The 20,927-nt window shown below is 38.3% G+C and carries 20 protein-coding genes and 1 tRNA gene; 13 read left to right on the forward strand and 8 right to left on the reverse strand.

Annotated elements, in window-relative coordinates; genetic code table 11:
* Positions 1-80: 80 nt before the first annotated feature.
* Complete coding sequence (locus ACT4_RS03795; protein ID WP_007479982.1) at positions 81-545, reverse strand: copper resistance protein NlpE; 465 nt, start codon at positions 543-545, stop codon at positions 81-83.
* Positions 546-785: 240 nt separating this feature from the next.
* On the opposite strand from ACT4_RS03795, the gene ACT4_RS03800 reads away from it, so the two are divergent.
* Positions 786-1,835 (forward strand): glycerophosphodiester phosphodiesterase family protein, encoded by a 1,050-nt coding sequence (locus tag ACT4_RS03800; protein WP_007479983.1) that lies wholly within the window; start codon positions 786-788, stop codon positions 1,833-1,835.
* A 61-nt stretch (positions 1,836-1,896) separates the two neighbouring features.
* Here ACT4_RS03800 and ACT4_RS03805 read toward each other — a convergent pair.
* Both ACT4_RS03805 and cysS read right to left on the reverse strand, forming a co-directional pair.
* A tRNA-Gly gene (locus ACT4_RS03805) sits at positions 1,897-1,972 on the reverse strand.
* A 65-nt stretch (positions 1,973-2,037) separates the two neighbouring features.
* On the reverse strand, positions 2,038-3,459 hold the full coding sequence (cysS, locus tag ACT4_RS03810; protein WP_007479985.1) for a cysteine--tRNA ligase: 1,422 nt from the start codon (positions 3,457-3,459) through the stop codon (positions 2,038-2,040).
* A gap of 267 nt (positions 3,460-3,726) precedes the next feature.
* Between cysS and ACT4_RS03815 the strand changes: the two genes are divergently transcribed.
* The 11 genes from ACT4_RS03815 (at position 3,727) to ACT4_RS03865 (ending at position 14,542) form a co-directional block, all read left to right on the forward strand.
* Entirely contained in the window at positions 3,727-4,704 is a 978-nt protein-coding gene (locus ACT4_RS03815; RefSeq protein WP_007479987.1) for a KpsF/GutQ family sugar-phosphate isomerase, read from the forward strand.
* A 3-nt stretch (positions 4,705-4,707) separates the two neighbouring features.
* Positions 4,708-5,247: an HAD family hydrolase gene (locus tag ACT4_RS03820; RefSeq protein WP_004880658.1), complete on the forward strand. Its 540-nt coding sequence runs from the start codon at positions 4,708-4,710 to the stop codon at positions 5,245-5,247.
* A gap of 38 nt (positions 5,248-5,285) precedes the next feature.
* A complete protein-coding gene (gene lptC / locus ACT4_RS03825; RefSeq protein ID WP_007479989.1) occupies positions 5,286-5,837 on the forward strand; it encodes an LPS export ABC transporter periplasmic protein LptC in 552 nt (183 codons plus the stop codon).
* Complete coding sequence (gene lptA / locus ACT4_RS03830; protein ID WP_007479990.1) at positions 5,821-6,369, forward strand: lipopolysaccharide transport periplasmic protein LptA; 549 nt, start codon at positions 5,821-5,823, stop codon at positions 6,367-6,369. Before lptC ends, lptA begins: the two co-directional genes overlap by 17 nt.
* On the forward strand, positions 6,369-7,115 hold the full coding sequence (lptB, locus tag ACT4_RS03835; protein WP_004880651.1) for an LPS export ABC transporter ATP-binding protein: 747 nt from the start codon (positions 6,369-6,371) through the stop codon (positions 7,113-7,115). Before lptA ends, lptB begins: the two co-directional genes overlap by 1 nt.
* Before the next feature lie 306 nt (positions 7,116-7,421).
* Positions 7,422-8,957, forward strand: coding sequence for a TolC family protein (locus ACT4_RS03840; protein WP_007479991.1), 1,536 nt, complete (start codon positions 7,422-7,424; stop codon positions 8,955-8,957).
* Complete coding sequence (locus tag ACT4_RS03845; RefSeq protein WP_007479992.1) at positions 8,954-11,095, forward strand: type I secretion system permease/ATPase; 2,142 nt, start codon at positions 8,954-8,956, stop codon at positions 11,093-11,095. Before ACT4_RS03840 ends, ACT4_RS03845 begins: the two co-directional genes overlap by 4 nt.
* A complete protein-coding gene (locus ACT4_RS03850; protein WP_007479993.1) occupies positions 11,092-12,279 on the forward strand; it encodes an HlyD family type I secretion periplasmic adaptor subunit in 1,188 nt (395 codons plus the stop codon). The genes ACT4_RS03845 and ACT4_RS03850 overlap by 4 nt, the downstream gene beginning before the upstream one ends.
* A gap of 92 nt (positions 12,280-12,371) precedes the next feature.
* Positions 12,372-12,974: a YigZ family protein gene (locus ACT4_RS03855; RefSeq protein ID WP_007479994.1), complete on the forward strand. Its 603-nt coding sequence runs from the start codon at positions 12,372-12,374 to the stop codon at positions 12,972-12,974.
* Positions 12,964-13,578 carry a chloramphenicol acetyltransferase CAT gene (locus tag ACT4_RS03860; protein ID WP_007479995.1) on the forward strand — a complete coding sequence of 205 codons (615 nt, stop codon included), beginning with the start codon at positions 12,964-12,966 and terminating at the stop codon, positions 13,576-13,578. Before ACT4_RS03855 ends, ACT4_RS03860 begins: the two co-directional genes overlap by 11 nt.
* A gap of 121 nt (positions 13,579-13,699) precedes the next feature.
* Positions 13,700-14,542: a universal stress protein gene (locus ACT4_RS03865; RefSeq protein WP_004880638.1), complete on the forward strand. Its 843-nt coding sequence runs from the start codon at positions 13,700-13,702 to the stop codon at positions 14,540-14,542.
* A gap of 119 nt (positions 14,543-14,661) precedes the next feature.
* Here ACT4_RS03865 and ACT4_RS03870 read toward each other — a convergent pair whose 3' ends face one another.
* From ACT4_RS03870 to mutS, 5 genes are all read right to left on the reverse strand, one after another.
* Positions 14,662-15,330, reverse strand: coding sequence for an O-methyltransferase (locus ACT4_RS03870; protein ID WP_007479997.1), 669 nt, complete (start codon positions 15,328-15,330; stop codon positions 14,662-14,664).
* Between the two features lie 145 nt (positions 15,331-15,475).
* Entirely contained in the window at positions 15,476-16,189 is a 714-nt protein-coding gene (locus ACT4_RS03875; protein WP_007479999.1) for a D-Ala-D-Ala carboxypeptidase family metallohydrolase, read from the reverse strand.
* Positions 16,190-16,321: 132 nt separating this feature from the next.
* Complete coding sequence (fdxA, locus tag ACT4_RS03880; RefSeq protein WP_004639922.1) at positions 16,322-16,651, reverse strand: ferredoxin FdxA; 330 nt, start codon at positions 16,649-16,651, stop codon at positions 16,322-16,324.
* Positions 16,652-16,975: 324 nt separating this feature from the next.
* Complete coding sequence (locus ACT4_RS03885; RefSeq protein ID WP_034604584.1) at positions 16,976-17,518, reverse strand: GNAT family N-acetyltransferase; 543 nt, start codon at positions 17,516-17,518, stop codon at positions 16,976-16,978.
* 113 nt (positions 17,519-17,631) lie between these two features.
* Positions 17,632-20,271 (reverse strand): DNA mismatch repair protein MutS, encoded by a 2,640-nt coding sequence (mutS, locus tag ACT4_RS03890; protein ID WP_007480011.1) that lies wholly within the window; start codon positions 20,269-20,271, stop codon positions 17,632-17,634.
* A gap of 222 nt (positions 20,272-20,493) precedes the next feature.
* Here mutS and ACT4_RS03895 point away from each other — a divergent pair, with 222 nt between their 5' ends.
* Positions 20,494-20,805: an ethanolamine utilization protein EutQ gene (locus ACT4_RS03895; RefSeq protein WP_050934463.1), complete on the forward strand. Its 312-nt coding sequence runs from the start codon at positions 20,494-20,496 to the stop codon at positions 20,803-20,805.
* Positions 20,806-20,927: the final 122 nt, after the last annotated feature.

Consider the following 20,927-nt stretch of genomic DNA (forward strand, 5'->3'; position numbering starts at 1 on the left):
CCCTGCTTATGCAGGGTTTTTTATTGGCTTAGTAGAAATAAAAAAGCTCACCTTTATTTAGGTGAGCTTTCTATTAAACCTTATTCAGCTTCTTTTTTAAGCTCATATTTATCTGCTAAATCACCCGTAATTTCATTTCCTTCCATATCAAGTGCTTTTAAATAACCTTCAGCAACGAAATATTTGCGGTTATCGCCAGTTTTATCTAGCTCGATAATAGATGTGTTGTTCGCATCAAATTGGAAGCTACCTTTACTTTCAAATGCTTTACCGTCACCTTTGCCAAGGTATGTTTCTTTTAACTCATAGGTTTTATCAGCGTTAAGTTCAAGCTCTGTTTCAATACCTTCACAATCTGCACAAGGTAGAACACCTTTATAAGTGCCATTCCAGTCTAAAGAGTTTTCGGCTGTGTGAGTGCTATCAACGGCAACTACTTCACTTGCTGCGGTTAGAGCTTGCTCTTGATTATTTTTGTTGTCTGCTTTGCTACAAGCTACTAAAAATACAGAAGCAATAGAGAGTGCAATAATTGATTTTTTCATTTTGGATTTAACCTATTAAAAATACTTGTGTCCTAAGTTATGAAGTTTAAAAAGAAAAGGGTAGTGAAGGAATGTAAGTATTATTTAACCTTTGGTAAATCGTGAAAAAATCAATATAAATATTTTCTTAATAATGTTCATTGATTTGTAATTTTTTATTGTTAGTTTCAGGTTGTAAGGGTATTCAACATAAACAAACAAAAGCCACGCATTCAATAAAGAAAATAAAGAAGGTAAATTATGAGCATTAATGTTTTAAATCGACTATTTTTAATAGGTGCACTCTGTGGTTATAGCGTATTTAGCCAAGCCAAGGAAATTGCGGTGATCGGTCATGCAGGTGCGCCTTCATTTGCTATTGCAAATACATTGCCTTCATATCAAAGAGCCATTAATGATGGGGCTGATTTCATCGAAACTGATATTGTTCCCACTAAGGACGGAGCACTGATTTCCATACATGAAAATGAGCTAAGTTTAACAACCAATGTGAGCAGTTTTAGCCAATTTGCAAATAGAAAAACCAGTAAGCTCGTTGGTGCAAAGTATTACACAGGTTGGTTTAGTGAGGATTTTACGCTCAGTGAAATCAAAATGTTAAAAGTACATGAACGTGGCCCAAATACACGGCCTGAAAATACAGCTTATGATGACTTATATAACGTACCTACACTGGATGAAGTGATTAATATAGCCGAGCAAAACTATAATAGAACGGGGAAAATCACCGGGATTTATATTGAAATGAAAACTCCTGCGTATTTTACAGCAGTGGGGCTTCCAGTAGAGAGTAAAGTTTTAAATACTCTTGCAAGGTACAAATATACCAGAGACATTGCACCTATTTATATTGAGGCGTTTGATCCAATCAGTTTGAAATTGGTACGTACTAAACTAAATACAACGCATAGCTCACTCAAGAGAGTGAAGTTATTACAATTACTTAATGATTTAGGCCCGCTGTATGATGCTGTAAATCTTGCAAGTTTGCCTGCCTATGCAGTATATGCTGATGTGGTTGGGCCGAACAAGAATGCTATTTTTAGAGACAATTCAACGAAGGCGAGCAACTTTGTCAGTATAGCGCATGGGGTTGGACTTGAAGTGCAGCCGTGGTCATTTGCACCTGAAAATAATAATTTACCTACTGCATTTAGATGTAGCAGCGTACTTTCAGAGAGATGCCCATCGGGATTGAAAAAACAGCTTAAAATGTTTTTTGATGCTGGTATAGATGGTGTGTTTGTAGATGATCCTGCAACAGCAAAAGAGGCGCTAGCTGAATACTAGAGATCTATAAATATTTGAAAATAAAAAGCCACTTAATTTCTTAAGTGGCTTTTTAAAATTTTGGAGCGGGAAACGAGACTCGAACTCGCGACCCCAACCTTGGCAAGGTTATGCTCTACCAACTGAGCTATTCCCGCAATATGGATGTGCATTATAGAGAGTTTCATAAAACTGTCAACTCTCTAATATGCTAAATGCTGAATTAATCAGCACGTCTCCAAATTGTTCCTTGGCGAGTATCTTCTAAAACCACACCTTGGTCTAACAAAGATTGACGAATACCGTCTGCCTTTGCAAAGTCTTTAGCTTTTTTGGCATCAACACGTTGTTGAATGAAATCTTCAATTTCCGTATCAGAAAGTGTGAGTGCCTCTTGACCAATATCTGATTTGAGAAACTCATCTACATCATGCTGAACCAAACCTAGAATGTTAGTCAGTTGGCGTAAAGTTGAATAGAGAGCAGTTGCCTGCTCAGCTTGTTCTTCTTTTACTGCACGATTTAATTCTTTGTTCAATTCAAATAACACAGCCATTGCTTCAGCCGTATTAAAATCATCGCACATTGCGTTATTGAAACGTTCAACAAAACTCTGCTCTAAAGTTTCAACAGTTTTTTGTCCGTACACTTGCTGATAGGCTTTAAATGAATGATAGAAGCGGCTCAATGCAGTTTTTGCTTCTTTTAATGCGACATCAGAAAAGTTCACTGGACTACGGTAATGCGATGAAACAATAAAGTAGCGGATGACTTCAGGATGGAACTTTTCCATCACATCACGAATAGTGAAGAAGTTGCCTAGTGATTTAGACATTTTCTCACCATCTACATTGATGAAACCAACATGCATCCAGTAATTTACATACTGTTCACCAGTCGATGCCTCACTTTGTGCAATTTCATTTTCATGGTGAGGGAACATAAGATCTGAGCCACCGCCATGAATGTCAAAGTGATTACCTAAGCAGCAAGTTGACATCGCAGAACATTCAATATGCCAACCTGGGCGACCATTACCCCAAGGTGAAGCCCAAGCTGGTTCATTTTCTTTTGCATGTTTCCAAAGTACAAAGTCAAAAGGATGTTTCTTTTCTACTTCGACATCAACACGCTCAGATGCACCTGCTTGCATATCGTCAAGTTTACGACCAGATAAGCGACCATATTTATCAAATTTAGTCACTTCAAAATATACATCGCCATTTGTTGCAGGGTATGCAGCGCCTTTATCAACTAAAGTGCTGATCATATTTTGCATTTGATCAATATATTCAGTTGCTTTTGGGGCTTCATCTGGTGCAACACAGCCTAAATTAGCGGCATCTTCATTCATGGCATCAATGAAGCGTGCGGTGAGTTGTTGAATCGTTTCACCGTTTTCATTTGCGCGTGCGATGATTTTGTCATCAATATCTGTGATGTTGCGGATGTAACGTACTTTCCAGCCTTGGCTACGTAAAAATCGAATAATGTAGTCAAATGCAACCATAACGCGAGCATGTCCAATGTGACAGTAATCGTATACGGTCATACCACAGACATAGATATCGATTTGACCTTCTTTACGTGGGACAAATTCAACTTTTTTTCGTTGCTCAGAGTTATATAGAACAAAAGGTTGCATAAGGGTTTTAAACACTCTACAAAATTAGCGTTATATCATAACGTATGCACCATATTTCATAAAGTTATCAGTAAAAAAAGATGTGAGTAATCGTTGTCTATGAATAATTTCACCTTTCTAATGATGCTCAATGTTCGTCCATTTTCTACGAAATCTTATACATTTAGAAACGTGGATAACGCACACTTATGCTAGAATCTCCGCAATTCTTTTGATTAAAATCATCTACGCTTAAGTAGGTTGAGCATTATTTTGAGTCAAACTCACATGTCACAAGCTATAAATTTTCAGAAAAGTGCATTGGAAACTTTGCGTATTGAGCAACAAGCCATAGAAGTGCTTACAACACAGATTGATGAGCGGTTTGATCGTGCATGTGAAATTTTATTGCAGTGCAAAGGTCGTGTCGTTGTCACAGGCATGGGCAAGTCTGGTCATATTGGTCGTAAAATGGCGGCTACATTTGCTTCAACTGGAACACCATCTTTTTTCATGCATCCTGGTGAAGCAGGGCATGGTGATTTAGGTATGCTGGTGCGTGGTGACGTCCTGATTGCAATTTCAAACTCAGGTAAGAGTGATGAAATCATGATGTTGATGCCACTTATTAAGCATTTAGGTGTGCCATTAATTACGATTAGTCGTGATGATAAAGGGCCAATGCCACAGAATGCGGATGTTGCATTAACATTGGGCTCGGCAGATGAAGCTTGCCCTTTAGGTTTAGCACCGACTTCTAGTACCACAGCTACATTAGTTCTGGGTGATGCACTTGCTGTTTCCTTGTTGGAAGCTCGTGGGTTTACCGCTGATGATTTTGCTCGTTCGCATCCTGCTGGTGCATTAGGGAAACGCTTGCTTTTACATGTGAAGCATTTAATGCATACAGGGGCAGAGTTACCTAAAGTAAAACCTGAAACACCGATGAATAAGGTGTTATATGAAATTTCTGATAAACGTTTAGGTTTAACGACGATTGTGAACGATGAAGATCAGTTATTAGGTATTTTTACTGATGGTGATTTACGTCGAATGATTGATCATCAGCAAGGTTTTGATGTGAACTTGCCTGTTTCTGAGGTGATGACTAAAAATCCATTGACGATTTCTCCTGAAGCCCGTGCGGTTGAAGCATTGGAAAAAATGCATGAGAGAAAAATTAATCAATTCGTTGTTGTTGATGAAACCAATAGAGTCATTGGTGTCATTAGTATGCATGATCTAATTCAGGCAGGAGTAAATTAAGCCATGGCATCATATGCTTTACAAGAACAAGCACGTCATTTACAAGCTTTAGTGCTTGATGTGGATGGAATCTTAAGCGATGGCTTTGTAACACTAACGAACTCTGGTGATGAAATTAAATCATTTGATATTCGTGATGGTTTGGGCATGAAGTTGGCTCAACGAGCTGGTATGAAGGTGATTATTATCACTGGGCGTAAAAGTAATATTGTTGAAAAACGCATGTCGGATTTAGGTGTAGACCTCGTTTTCCAAGGTCGTGAAGACAAAGGTGTCGCTTTGAAAGAAGCATGTGCACAGTTGAATATTTTGCCTGAAGACTGCCTATATATGGGTGATGATTGGCCTGATCTTTCAGCTTTTGCAATTGCGGGTATGAGCATTACCGTACCAAATGGACACGAAGAAGTTCGTCGTCGTGCGCATTTAGTAACTCAAGCAATGGGTGGTCGTGGCGCGGTCCGAGAAGTATGCGATATGTTGTTAATGGCGAAAGGTGTTTACCAAGAGCTACTTGCAAAATACGTTGCTGCACCACATTAATATAGAATGAATTGCCCAAAGGTTAGGTAACCCTGTTTATGGATACCAAAGTTTTATATGTTGTCGCTGTATTAGTCGCTGCTTTGAGTGGCGGCTATTATTATTACAGTGGCAAAGCAAAAAAACTGGATGTAGATTCAGCAAAAAATATGACTTATTCGGCTCAGGGTGTTCATCTTACACAAACTGATGAGCAGGGTAATTTATATATCCGTGCTGAGATAAAACAATTACAGCAAGACATGCAGCAAAAGACTTCGCGTTTAGATCAATTAAATGCTGTGATGTATAAGCAAGGTAAACCAGATGCGACTTTCTATTCTAAGCAAGCAAATGGTTTTGATGACAATTCAAAGATTGTGCTTTTAGGCGATGTGATTGCAACTAAGTTATCTGAACAGGGCAACAAATTAGAGTTTCGTACTGATGAATTAACGGGTTATCCGAAAACTGGTCAACTCGAAACACAGCATCAAGTCACTGTTCAGTCTCCAAACTCTGAGTTTGTGAGCCAAGGTCTCAAAGCAAATTTAAATAATGGTCAATATGAATTTTTCAAAGTTCGAGGAAAGTATGCGCCAAATTCTTAATTCTAAAAATCGTTTAACTTTCCTAAAACAAGCAACATGCCTTGCAGCGATTGCATTATCTTCTGCTTCTAGCTTCGCTTTACCATCTGATCGTAACCAACAGCTTTCTTTAGTTGCAGATCGTGCAACATATAATGATCGCACTGGTATAACGACTTATACGGGTAATGTTGTGATTGAACAAGGGACGATGAAGCTACAGGCTGACTCGATTGTTGCAACGTTGAATAGCAAAAAAGAAATTCAGACGATTACGGCTAAAGGTCAGCTTGCTAAATTCCAGCAACAAGTTGATTCGAATAAAGGTTTAGCGCGTGGCGAGGCCCAAACGATCGTCTATAACGCTGATTCAGGCATTATTACATTGACTGGGAAAGCTTATTTATCCCAAGATGGATCAAGCATTCGTGGTAATAGTTTGAAATACAGTATGAATAAAGGTGATGTAGAAGCTCAAGGTTCTTCATCAAATCGTGTTCAAATCATTATTCCACCATCAAGCTCGAAAAGTTTCCCAGGGGCACGTGATTAATGGATCAATCAGCGCAGCAACCTCAAACGCTATGTATTAAACATTTAGCGAAAAACTATAGTAAACGTTGGGTTGTTAAAGACGTTTCGTTTACGATGCAAAGTGGTCAAATTGTAGGATTACTTGGTCCTAATGGTGCGGGAAAAACGACAAGTTTCTATATGGTCGTTGGACTGGTTCGCATGGACAAGGGCGAGATTCATTTAGATAACTTGGATTTATCTGACCTTGCGATGCATGAGCGTGCACGCAAGGGGATTGGTTATTTACCTCAAGAAGCTTCTATTTTTAGAAAGTTAACGATATCTGAAAATATCATGGCGATTTTGGAAACACGCAAAGATTTAAATAAGCAACAACGTCAAGATCGACTGACTGAATTATTAAATGATTTTAAAATTAATCATATTAAAGATTCATTAGGCATGAGTGTTTCTGGTGGTGAGCGTCGTCGTGCAGAGATTGCACGCGCTTTAGCGGCAGACCCTAAGTTTATGTTGCTTGATGAGCCTTTTGCTGGTGTCGATCCTATTTCAGTCGGCGATATTAAAGATATTATCCAGACCTTAAAAGATCGTGGAATTGGTGTCTTGATTACAGATCACAATGTCCGTGAAACTTTAGCAATCTGTGAAAAGGCTTACATCGTGAGTGAAGGTTCTGTTATTGCAGAAGGGACGCCTCAAGAAATCTTGGATAATGAGCAAGTACGTAAGGTTTATCTTGGTGATGATTTCGTTGTCTAAACTTTGACATGATTTTTAAAAGGACCTTCGGGTTCTTTTTTATTTATACAAATGAAAGGGATATCGTATAGATACATGATTTATAATTCTTTTTAACTGGTGGGTTTTAATCTATCTATTTGATTTTAATTTAATTGATCATGAAAAGTAGTTGAGTTTTGAATAAAAAGAAAACTTGAAAGTGTGAACTATTTTACAAAAAACAAACAGTTAAGTAAGTGGGAATTAGTCCTTAGAGCATAGTGTTTTTCTTTTAAAAATGAGTAGAATGAATGTGCTTTTAAAACATAACAATTTGAAAAGAATATGAGCATTAAAAAAGATTTAGATATAGATGATGGAACACGGAAGTTATGTATAGATTTCAAATGGGTGATATACGCAGTAACGTTTTCAGTCCCGATCACACATGCTGCAACACCGAGTGAAAAATACCATTCCTTAAAAAACAACTTATCTCAGTTGATTGCTCCGAAAAGTAGTGATGATTTTAAAACTGCGAATATGCAGCAATTAAGCAATTTTTCGGTCAATCCATCAACGAATGCTTTACCTGTTGTTGGAAGCGGTCGTCCAGTTGAGGTTGTTCCTGCTGCACTATGGCAGAGTCAGCGTAAGTTATTGAAAGATGCTGTACAAATTGCTGTACAACGCAACCCAGAAATCTCTCAAACACTTGCAACTTTAGCTGCTCAAAATGCCAATATCGATGTTGCCAAAGCAGGGTATTATCCTCAAATAACAGGGGGAGTAAATACTGGCGATCTAACTCAGAAAACCTCACGGGGGCAACAAGTTCTCGCCTTAAATGCCACTCAAATGCTTTATGATTTTGGCAAAGTTAAATCTGGGGTAAATACAGAGCAAGCCAAACTGGCAGTTGAGCAAGCCAATGTTTTAGTCAAGATTGATGATATTTCACTCGATGTTGCTCAGACTATCATTAATATTCAACGTTATAAAAAGCTCATTCAAATTGCAGATCAGCAAATTATTGGGATTAAACGTATTCAAGAAATGGCCAATTTACGAGCCAATGCAGGGATCAGCAGTCAAGCCGATCCAGTACAAGCTCAATCTTATTTACAATCTGCACAATCTGCTTTAATTGCCCAACAATCTTTACTGGGTCAATATCAGCAGCATTTAACGACGTTGCTTGGGTTCGATGCCAGCAATGTGAAATGGACAATTCCTGAGGATTTAGTTCAGCAATCAGATCTTTACGCTGCACCACAATTCAATATCATTCCTCAAATGATCGCAGCACAGGCAGGTATTATTGTTGCACGTTCACAAAAACAACAGACTCAATTAAGCCGATATCCAACATTATCTGTTAAAGGTGAGTTAAGTCAGGCATTGCATGGTGTAAATCCAAACAACAATAAAGATGGCGGATTTGATAGTGCCATTATGCTTGAAGCAAGTAGCCAATTTTATCAAGGAGGAGCAACATCATCCCAAATTCGTGCCGCTAGTTTTGCTGAAGAAGCTGCTAAAGCACAGGTAAATGCGGTGTATTTACAAGTACTCGATCAGATTCGGACTAGTCGGGAACAGATCGAAAATAAACAACGACAAATGCAGGTGCTGATTAGCCGCCAAGCTACAACTGTAAGAACGAGAGAGCTTTATCAGGAACAATATAAATTAGGAACACGCTCACTTGTTGATTTATTAAATGCGGAACAAGCAATTCACGGTGCAAATTCAGAATTAGAATCAGCACGTTATGATATTTACAACAGTATTGCTCAATACATTGCGACCACAGGACGTTCGCGTCAAGCCTACGACTTAAATAATATTTCAATTCAGGGGTTTGAAGTTCAGCCATGATGACAAAAATAAACTATCAGCCGTGGTTACAAGCGGTATTAACTATTGCCAAACATTATCGAATAGAACCTTCAGAAGAACGTGTTCGATTACAGTTGGATTGGAATCAAAATCAAAATTTAGACGACATCTTGCTGCTAATGAGCAAGCAGGTAGGTTTGAATGTTTGTAAGGTTCGGTTTACAAATGACGTGATTAATCCTTGGCGTTTGCCAGTCATTATCGAGCTTAAAGATGGGCAAGTCGGTGTTATTGATAAAGCTGACTCAGATGGAAATGTTAGTGTCCAATTAAGTGGTGATCAGGGTTTATCACAGAAATTTGCGGTTGGTGCACTCAAGCATATTGTTAAAGATGTATATATTCTGCGTCCTGAAAAGTCAGTTCCTGATGCACGTATTGATGAATACATCAAACCGTATGAACCGAGTTGGTTTTGGTCAATTGTGTTACAAGATTGGAAGCGCTATGTCGATATTATGTTTGCCTCATTAATGGCAAATATTTTAGCTCTGGCAACGATTATTTTCTCGATGCAAGTGTATGACCGAGTTGTACCTTCACAATCAGTACCGACGCTTTGGGTACTGGCTGGTGGTGTATTAATTGCAGCTGTATTTGAGTTCGTGTTGCGTGTTGCCCGTGTTTATCTTTCAGACATTATTGGTAAACGTGCTGATCTAAGAATTTCAGATCGGGTTTTTGGTCATGCGTTGAGAATTAAAAATAGTGAACGTTCAAAGTCTACAGGAACCTTTATTTCTCAGATCCGTGAGTTAGAAGGCGTACGTGATCTTGTAACCTCAACTACGATGGGCGCAATTGCAGATTTACCATTCTTCTTTCTGTTCTTAGTCATATTCGCCATTATTGGTGGTAACTTATTTTGGGTAATGTTACTGGTTGTACCACTCATGATTTTGCCGGGTATTTTGGTACAGAAGAAACTAGCAGAACTTGCACAAGAAGGGATGCGCGAATCTTCGATTCGTAATGCGATCTTGGTTGAAGCTGTTCAAGGCATTGAAGACATTAAGTTATTAAGAGCTGAATCTCGTTTCCAAAACCAATGGAATCACATGAATGAAGTCTCAGCTGATATTAGTATGCAGCAACGTAAGATCGTTGGCATATTGACAGCATGGACACAAAAAATTCAAGGTTTGACTTATGCAGCAGTCGTTTTAGTTGGGTGTTTTGCTGTAATGGAAGGTGAAATGACAACGGGTGCTTTAGTTGCTTGTTCGATTTTGTCATCACGTATGTTATCGCCGATTTCTCAAATCACTGGGATTTTAGGACGTTTGCAGCAAGCGAAGGTCGCGAAGAAAAGTCTTGATGAGTTAATGCAAAAGCCAGTTGATCAACCCGATCAAGCACATCTCGTACATAAAGAAGTCCTCAATGGCGACTATGAACTTAAGAATGTGATGTTCCAATATACGGAGGAGGACTCTCGTCCTATCTTGGCAATTCGTCAGCTGAAAATTAAAGCTGGTGAGAAAATAGCAATCTTAGGGCGTAATGGAGCAGGTAAGTCAACCTTGTTGCAGCTCTTGGCAGGTATGCAATCACCAGCAAATGGTTCTGTACATTTAGATAATTTAGATATTAGTTTAATTGATCCTGCTGATGTACGTCGTGATGCGGCATTGTTAAACCAAAATGCCCATATGTTCTACGGCACAATTCGTGAAAACCTAACCTTAGGCGCTCCGCTCGCGCGTGACGAAGATATTTTAAAAGCGTTGAAAGTGACAGGTGCTTTAGGATTTGTACAGGAGAAAAAAGAGGGCTTAGACCACTTGGTACTTGAAGGGGGGGTTGGTTTTTCTGGTGGTCAAAAGCAAGCATTACTTTTAGCACGTCTTTTAATTCGTCAACCAAATATTTTGTTATTGGATGAGCCTACTGCTGCAATTGATGATATTGCCGAAAAACAATTAATTGATCATTTAAAAAGTTGGTTATCTCATCGTACGTTGGTTGTGGCAACACATCGCCGTGCCGTTTTAGAGTTAGTTGATCGCATTATTGTAATGAATGACGGGAAAGTCGTCATGGATGGACCGCGTGAACAAGTATTAAATCAATCAGCAGGTCAACAAAAACAAATTATTAAAGGGGAAGATTCATGAGCGAACAACCAGTCAATAACCGTTCAATGAATGTGACCTATAGAGAACCTGCTTTACCGCGTGCAACACTTGTTATTTGGATTGTGTGTATTGGTTTGGCAATTTTCTTGGCATGGGCATGGTTTTTTAATTTAGAAGAAGTTTCTACGGGTACAGGGAAGGTGATTCCCTCTTCAAAAGAACAGATTATTCAGTCTTTAGAAGGTGGTATTTTAACTAAGCTCGATGTACAAGAAGGTGATATTGTCCAGAAAGGTCAAGTCCTAGCTCAACTCGATCAAACGCGTTTTGCTTCAAATGTCGGTGAGTCGAAATCTTTACTGGTTTCAGCACAAGCTACAGCAGCTCGGTTACGTGCAGAAGTGAATGGAACGCCTTTGGTCTTTCCTGATGATGTATTAAAAGAACCAAAATTGGTTAAAGAAGAAACGGCACTTTATCATTCACGCCGCGAGAATTTAGAGCAATCATTAGAAGGTTATCGACAAGCTTTGCAATTGGTTCAACAAGAGTTAGTGATGACAGAACCTCTTGTTGCTAAAGGTGCTGCGAGTGAAGTTGAAGTTTTACGTTTAAAACGTGAAGCAAATGATTTACAAAATAAAATGAACGACACGCGTAACCAATATTATGTAAAAGCTCGTGAAGAATTGTCCAAGGCGAATACAGATATTCAAACGCAACAACAAGTTGTTATGGGGCGTAGTGACAGTCTACAGCGTGCAGTTTTCAAAGCGCCTGTAAGAGGGGTTATTAAGGAAATTGATGTAACCACTCTTGGTGGTGTAATTCCTCAAAATGGTAAGTTAATGACCATTGTACCGCTAGAAGACAAGTTATTGATTGAAGCTCGAATTTCACCGCGTGATATTGCATTCATTCGTCCGGGTCAAGAAGCCTTAGTGAAAGTAACTGCTTATGACTATTCGATTTATGGTGGTTTAAACGGAAAGGTAACGGTTATATCTCCAGATACGATTAGAGATGAAGTAAAGCAAGATCAGTTCTATTACCGTGTATATATCCGTACGGACTCTGATAAATTGTTTAACAAATCAGGTAAAGCATTCGGTATTACACCGGGTATGGTTGCTACAGTTGATATTCGTACTGGTGAAAAAACCGTGATGGATTATTTACTTAAACCATTTAATAAGGCGAAAGAAGCACTCCGAGAGCGTTAATTTTGCTTATTAAAAAATCCTCGTTTTATACGAGGATTTTTTATTTCAGTCGATAAAGTTATAATTCTCTTTTTATACTTATTTTTAATTTTATGCCTTTCACCATAGCGAACACGGTTATCTTTGAAGAAGAAATTAAAAAGAGTCGTTTTCAGGCAATTGCGGAAATTGTTGAAAATGAACAACAAGTGAAAGCTTTTTTAGAAAAAACCAAAGATATCTCGACTACGCATCAGTGTTGGGCATGGAAGATTGGCCATCATGTTCGTTTTAATGATGATGGTGAACCTTCTGGAACAGCTGGGCGACCAATCTTAGCGACCATAGAAGGTAATGAACTGACTAATGTAATTGTGTTGGTTAATCGGTGGTATGGTGGCGTAAAGCTCGGCACTGGTGGACTGGTTCGTGCCTATGGTGGTTGTGCAGGTCAATGTTTAATGTTGGCTGAAAAAATTGAACTGATTCAGAAAAAGGAAATTGTGTTTAGCTGCTTATTTAATGAGTGGGCGATTATCCATTACGAGCTTACGCAGCAACAAATTGAGTTTCAAGAACATTATACAGAAACAGGTGTTATGGTTGAGGCAAGGGTTCAGGTACATCAGATCGATCCTTTGAAATTGAAACTTCAGGATGTGACCCGTGGACGAGAAGAAATCAAGGTTGTAGATGATCAAACACATGACGCATGATCCACTTTTAAAATATCGTGAACAGCATAAACACCGCTTGAATTATATGCCGTGGTTGTATTGGACCTTAAAACCCAAACATCGTGAATGGGCAGAAGCTTGGCAAGCTGAGTACCAAGCCTATTTAATGGAAATGGAAACAGTAGAGATTGGTCATAACTGTTTTATCTCACCGCTCGCGCATATTTTTGCTGAACGTGGAAGAAAAATAACGATTGGCGATAATACCTTTATTGCTGCCGATTGTACCTTACATGGCCCTTTAGAGATTGGTAATGAAGTTGCAATTAATCATCACTGTATTTTAGATGGTGGACGGACTGGAATTAAGTTACATGATCAAGTTCGTATAGCTGCATATAGTCATTTATATGCATTTGATCATGGTGTGGAACTAGATCGCCCGATTTACCAACAACCCGTCACCTCTAAAGGAATTGAGATTGGGCGTGATGTATGGTTAGGCGCTCATGTGGGAATTAAGGATGGTGTGAAGGTTGGTGATTATGCGGTTGTTGGAATGAATAGTATGGTCACAAAAAATGTTGAAGAATATTCTATTGTTGCTGGAAATCCAGCACGATTCATTCGTTATCGTAAATAGGAATAATCATTAAAAAAGTCTCAAGAGATTCTATACATAAATTTAACCCACCATGCTTTTATCTGTGTTAAGTTAAAAATAAGTAGAAGACCTAAGGTATTAAACCTAAAGAGAGGCGAATATGAACCGCGTAATTGCATGTATTGATTCTTCACCCTGTATTGATGCAGTGGCCGAGGCTGCTGTATGGGTGGCAAGGCAAACTCAAAGAGAATTAGTACTGTTGCAAATTCTGGACTATTACCCTGCAAGTTATCATTTAGGTGAAATTAGTGGTGTGATTGGCTTTGAGAGTAATGCAATGCTACTCAAAGAGTTAGCAGAGCTAGAGCAGAAGCAAAGTGAGTTAGCACTAGATTATAGTAATAATTTACTGAAGCATATTTCAGAGCAAATTGAAAAGCAGTACGGTTTAACAAGTACCAAAATCCAAGAAAAAGGGGATTTTCTTGAACAAAGCTTTAATATTCTAAATGAAAATGATGTTGTGATTATTGGGCGTGTAGGGGAGCGCGCTGCTGAAAAGAATAAACCGATTGGGAGTAATGTAGAAAACTTTATTCGAGGTGCAAACTGTACTGTGATTACGGTTGGTGAGCATTTCTCTCCTCCTAGACGATTTATCTTCGCTTATGAATATTCTCCAACCTGCCAAAAGATGCTGCAACGGATTGCCCAAAGTGATTTGCTAAAACAATTGCAATGTCATTTGCTCTATGTTGGTGATCATCCTGAAATGTTGACTGAACCTGAAAAATACTTAAAAGATGCAGGACTAGAGGTCGTAACGATTTATCGTTACGGTGATGTCGCTCAAAATATTCTTGAATATCAAAGGGAACATGATATTCAGTTGATCGTACTTGGTGCATTTAGTCACAGTAAGATTCATCAATTTTTCTTAGGCAGTATTACGACTACAATCTTCAGGAATGCAAATGTTCCATTATTAGTCGCTAAGTGATTCATTTTATTCCATATAGTTATCCGCAATAACTGTGGATAACTATATGGAAAAGCAATGCAGATATATATAATTATTTGATATTAAAAGACTAAAAATAAAAGATTATTTTTTGATCGCTATTTTACAATGGCAAGTGCAAAGCCATCATGGCCCTTTGAGCCGACTGTTTGCAGTGCAGTACATGACAAAAGTTGTGGATGATCTTTAAGTGCACTGAAAGCATCGCGAATACCTTCAATACTTGGTTTTTTATTATTTTCATCCAAAATTGCACCCGCACGAATCACATTATCAAGGACAATAATGCTGCCTGAGTGTGTAAGTTTTAAACTCAACTCAAAATATTCACGATAACTTTGTTTATCCGCATCAATAAAAATCAGATCGAATGGTTCAGCGCCATCTGAGATCAATTGCTTCATGATATCTGCGCCACGACCTTTTTTAAGCTCGATATTGGTTGGCATATTGGCATAGTCAATATTTTCTTGAGCAATAATCACATGGGTATCACGACCTTCAACTGTCAAAAGATAACCATCTTCAGGAAGTGCTTTGGCCAACCAAATTGTGCTGTAAGCACCAAAAGTTCCAAGTTCCAATACACGTTTGCATTGATTCATCTGAATCAACATTTGTAAGAACATGCCTTGATTAGGCGCAACAGCCAGATGGTTAGAAAAACCTTGGGTATCGGTATTGTCTAACGCATGTTGAAGTCTTGGATCTGTGGGAATTAAATGTGAATTGATATATTCATCAATGTCGGTCCACATTTGTTGCATAATCAAGTTTACCTATGAATCTGTTAGCTGCATTTTAAACATTTATAATCAGAGTGCAATTTGATTGACCAATTATTCGTGTTCATCTAAATAAAAAAGAGATCTTGATGATCTCTTTTTAGATAAGTTTTCTACACGCTACGCTTTAGAAGTTACACATTGAACTGTTACGGGTCAAATCAGGACCCCAAGTACGATAGCCCTGAGTGTCTAGATGAATTTGACCTGAACTATATAAGCCAATACCTAAATCTAAACTTTGACCATGTTGTATCCAGAATTGGCATAGCTTGAATTTTGTTTGTTCGATATATGCATAGTCCTGAGGTTGTGGATATTCAGGCCCAATACGAAAATCAATCGCCGAGTTAAATAAGTGTTTTGACGAACTTGCGCCGCCTGCACATTGATTCAAAGGTAAGTCACGATAAACTGAGGTGACTTCAAAATCAGTCAAAATCTTTGCTGCAATTAGATATTTAAAGACACGTAAAGTAGACAGTGAATTGCCCCATAATTCACGGTTAGGCACCATGTATTCTGACCGACCACATTTTTGCCAATCTCTTGCCGATCTTAAAAGTTCAAAACTTGGGATGATATGTGCAACATTATTGCGCATTAAAAATTGTTCGTATTCGCGGACGCGTGCGTAGTTTTCACCTTGCCCTAACCATTGACGATAAGATGCGGGCTCTACTTTGTTTGGAATAGGGCGGGTAAAGGTTACTTGTTCTTGTGGGATGTAGATTCTTTTACCTTGATTTTGATTCATTTTAGTTGACGAACTGGTACAACCCACCATCATCACAGGGATGATAAATAATGATAATAGACCCTGTAATTTGTTTCGCATCATAAAAAGGCAGTTCTTGATTTGGAGGCGTCTTATTTTAATGCAAAATAACGCACTAATAATGATGCAATTGCAAAGAAATGTGTGATTCAGGTATAAAAAAGACCAGTAAAAACTGGCCTTTTTTACACAATATTATTTTTCTAAATATTGTAATTTGTTTGGCTTGCCGTTCCATTCTTCACGATCAGCAGGTTGTTCGCCAATTTGTGTGATGTTGTTGCCAGCCCATTTTTCAGATAACTCAGCATTGAGTTCGATAAAGACTTCTTGGCCTTCAGGTAACTCATCTTCAGAGAAAATTGCATTTGCTGGGCATTCAGGTTCACACAATGCACAGTCGATACATTCATCTGGATTGATCACAAGGAAATTAGGACCTTCATAGAAACAGTCTACAGGGCAAACTTCAACACAATCTTGATATTTACATTTAATACAATTTTCAGTGACAACGAAGGTCATGGCGACAGCTACCTAAAAATACGGTTTTTTGTTTGGAATGAGCTATTGTAGGCAAAAAAGGGGTAAACAAACAATTGCTTTTATTGATATTGTTTATTTATACATGTGAAAAATAAGTTAATTTCTTGATAATAAAGCAGATGTTGTCTTGCTTAGTTAGATTTTCCCAGAAAAATAAATAAGTTAGATCGTCAATTAGGCAAATAGTTGAAAGTGAATCTTATTTCTATTTTCAGTTAAAACTGTATATTCATATATGTGCTGAAGTTAATACGATGGGTTAGGTTAAATCATCAATGTTTAATTTTTTAGATAGCTAAGCAACTATAAGGTATAGAGCATATGAATATCCTCTGGCTCTAATTCAAATAAATGCTGGTCTGGTTTTTCTAAAAGTGTCGTACCTTGTTTAAGATAAAAATCAACAGTACGTTTACTTGGTGTTGCTGAAATATACAGTTGCTTAGCACCAAGTTGCTTCGCTGAAATGATTGAGGATTGCATCAGCTGTGAGCCAATCCCTAAGTTTTGATGGTCGGCATCCACATAAAAATATTGAAGTAGTTTGGCTTTTGGATAATCAGCAATATATTGGTTTGAGACGACTTGAATCGCAATCAACTGATGTGAACTGTCAAATGCGCCGACACATAAAGCGCCGTGTTGATGCAGCATTTTTAATAATGGCGGATCATTTTCTAAATGATATGCATCCCAATTTTTGACATCATAAAAACAATCAATAAGCTCTAATTGTTGTTTTTGTTGTAGGTACTTTTGTGTGATCAGTTCGCGCCGACTGATGTGTTGCCAAATTAAATCGAGTTCTGTGATTTCTAATTTTTTAAATTGGAGCTTGATGTCTATATTCCTTACATGTGCTGTGTAGTGAGTTTATTGATATTTATTTTCATTAAGAGTTAGTCTAGTGAAATTCAGAACAAGCCGAATATATCGACTTGTCCTAATAAAAATAAGATTTAAGATTTTAGTGCAGCTTTTAACGAGTAAAGCTGTTCTAAGGCTTGGCGTGGTGTTAAATCATCGACATCAATTTGCTGCAATAATTCAAGAGCAGGTGATTGAGCCTCTATTTCAACTATTCGTTCAACAACTTGTGTTTCAATTTCATGTTCAACGGCACTGAATAAATCATTTTGAACACTATTCTGTAAATGCTGGTGTTGCTGCTTTTCTAGAATTTTTAACCGTTTCTGCGCCTCTTTAATGACATTGGCTGGAATACCTGCCAACTTAGCAACTTGCAAGCCATGACTTTGACTTGCAGGCCCATGTTGAACCTTATGTAGCAGAATTAGATTGCCATTTAACTCTTGTGCAGTCACATGATAGTTATCAATTCCGGCTTCACTTCCAAGTTCTGTCAGTTCAAAATAATGCGTCGCAAATAGGCATAAGCACTTCACGCGTTTCGTCAGATCAACCACGCATGCCCAAGCTAAAGATAGACCGTCATAAGTACTAGTGCCACGACCAACTTCATCCATCAGTACTAGAGATTGACTGGTTGCATGATGAAGAATTTGAGAGGTTTCCGTCATCTCCACCATAAAAGTTGATTTACCTGTAGATAAATCATCGGCTGAACCAATACGGGTAAAGATTCGGTCAATTGAACCAAGCTTGGCTGATTTTGCAGGAACAAAGCTTCCGCAATAAGCAAGTAAACTGATCAATGCAGTTTGACGCATAAAGGTTGATTTACCGCCCATATTGGGGCCAGTAATAATCGCCATACGATGCTGAGTATCTAAGAACGTATCATTTGGGGTGAATGGTGCTTTATTCAAAGCTTCAACTACAGGATGGCGACCTGCTTGAATCTTAATCCCTGTCTCTGGGGTGAATTCAGGTCGTGCCCAATTGTTGAGTCGAGCTTGATGTGCGAAGTTGGCTAATATGTCGATATTTGCAATTGCGGCGCTCATCATTTGTAAATGCGCAATATTTTGGCGTAACTCATCTAGAAGTGATTCAAATAAAAGTTTCTCACGGGCGAGGGCACGAGATTCACTTGAAAGCACTTTGTCTTCAAAACTTTTGAGTTCGGGTGTGATATAACGCTCAGCATTTTTAAGCGTTTGACGGCGTATATAGTCGGCAGGAGCTTGTTCAGCCTGTGCGCGAGTGAGTTCGATATAATAGCCACTGACACGGTTGTAACCGATTTTTAAGGTATTAATCCCTGTACGTTCACGCTCTTTAATTTCTAAATCAATCAAGAATTGTCCAGCATGGTCACGAATTTTTCTTAATTCATCTAATTCGTCATCATAGCCTTCTGCAATTACATTGCCATCACGTAATAATACAGGTGGATTTTCAACAATTGCATCCATGAGATGTTGATGCAAACTCTTAAAATCACCTAATTCATGATCTAATTGCATCAATAGCTTAGAGTTTTGCGTTTTTAAGACAGGTGCTAAAGCATGTCTTAAAAATGGAATTTGTGCACAGGCTTGGCGGAGTTGTACTAAATCACGCGGACGGGCACTACCTAATGCAACTCGGCTGAGTACACGTTCTATATCACCGATTTCTTTAAGCACCAGACGGACTGGTGCTTCATGATAACCTTTTAATAATTGTTCTGTAGCATCCAGTCGAGCATCTAAAATTGCGGTATCACGAAGAGGTTGCATTAGTGTGCGACTAAGCAAACGTCCACCCATCGCAGTCTGACAGTCATTAATCAATTGAAATAATGACGTTCCGTGTTCAAATAAAGGCTCGATAATTTCTAAATTACGACGAGTAATCGGATCAAGTGCAATAAAGTCGGTGCTTTGCTCAATCTGAATCGAACGAATATGGGGTAATGCCGTTTTTTGAGTTTCTTTGGCATAATGGATTAAAGCTGCCGCGGCTGCTTTTGCCAAAGGATAAGGGTCTAAACCAAAACCAGATAAAGTTGACACAGAGAGCTGATCACATAAGGTTTTTTGAGCATTATTTAAATTGAAATCAACATTTGGACGCTTAGTTACAGGGCAATCAAGATTTTTCTTAATTTGTTCAATAATATTTTGATCAACTAAATCTTCATCGATCAAGATTTCGCTCGGCATTAAACGAGCCAGTTCAATCGAAAGTTGCTCTGGTTTATAGTTTTGTTGTTGAACTTTAAAAATACCTGCACTGAGATCAAGCAGTGCAAAACCGATTTGATTTTGCTGAATGCAAAGTGCGACTAAGTTTGATGATTGATAACTTGTTAACAGGGCATCATCTGTGAGTGTGCCAGGTGTTAGGATACGAACAACTTTACGTTCAACTGGACCTTTTCCAGTCACTTCACCCACTTGTTCACAAATTGCAACGGTACGACCTGCTTTTACTAAACGAGCTAAGTAGCCTTCGGCGGCATGATAGGGAACACCTGCCATAGGGATAGGCTCACCATTTGCTTTACCACGATGGGTGAGAGTAATGCCTAAAAGTTTTGCTGCTTGGTGTGCATCATCAAAGAATAATTCATAAAAATCACCCATACGGTAGAACAATAGTGCATGTGGATAATCCATTTTGACCGTGGTGTATTGCTGCATCATCGGCGTAAGAGATGAAAGATCAGCCATAACTGTGTCACTTTTCATGCGTGTTAAATCCTTAGGTATTGATGAAACTTGAAAGTATTTGGTTTATCAGAAAGCCAATACAAATAAAACAATGGGAAAGTATAACGATCTTGGTTGTCGTAAGTGAATCAACAAAATGAAAGCAGTTGTAATGCGTTCCCAACTCGTAGCATCTTAACAAAACAAGGTTCATTCACAAAAAGGAATCCTAATAGAGCTGAATAAATAATCAGCAAAGTAATGAGGAAATTTCCCAGTCGTACACTAATGGCTTATGTGGCTAGAGCGATAGGTGCTGACGTTTCTCCAAATATGGGGATTGGTTTTGCTCGTTGGGAAGGTGCAGAAGTTTCTTGGACTTTGCTTTATGACGAAGTGGTTTTTGTAATTGAAGGCTGCTTTGAATTAACTGCAAATGGTCAAAAATATGAAGTTCATCCAGGTCAAATGCTATGGATACCTGAAGGTACAGAACTCATTTATGGCGGTCATGCATTATTTGGTTATGTCGTACATCCTGGTAATTGGAAAGAAATTCACGGTATTTCTTAATTTTTTTAATCATAAATTGATGCAGTGTGCAAGTTTTGCGTTGAATTAAATAGAAATTTGCACATAAACAACAACAAACACGAGTCAAAAATCTGCTGGAAAAGTTTTTGATACAACAGTGC

Origin of the sequence: Acinetobacter sp. NBRC 100985 (assembly GCF_000241225.1) — a bacterium.
Lineage (GTDB): Bacteria > Pseudomonadota > Gammaproteobacteria > Pseudomonadales > Moraxellaceae > Acinetobacter > Acinetobacter venetianus.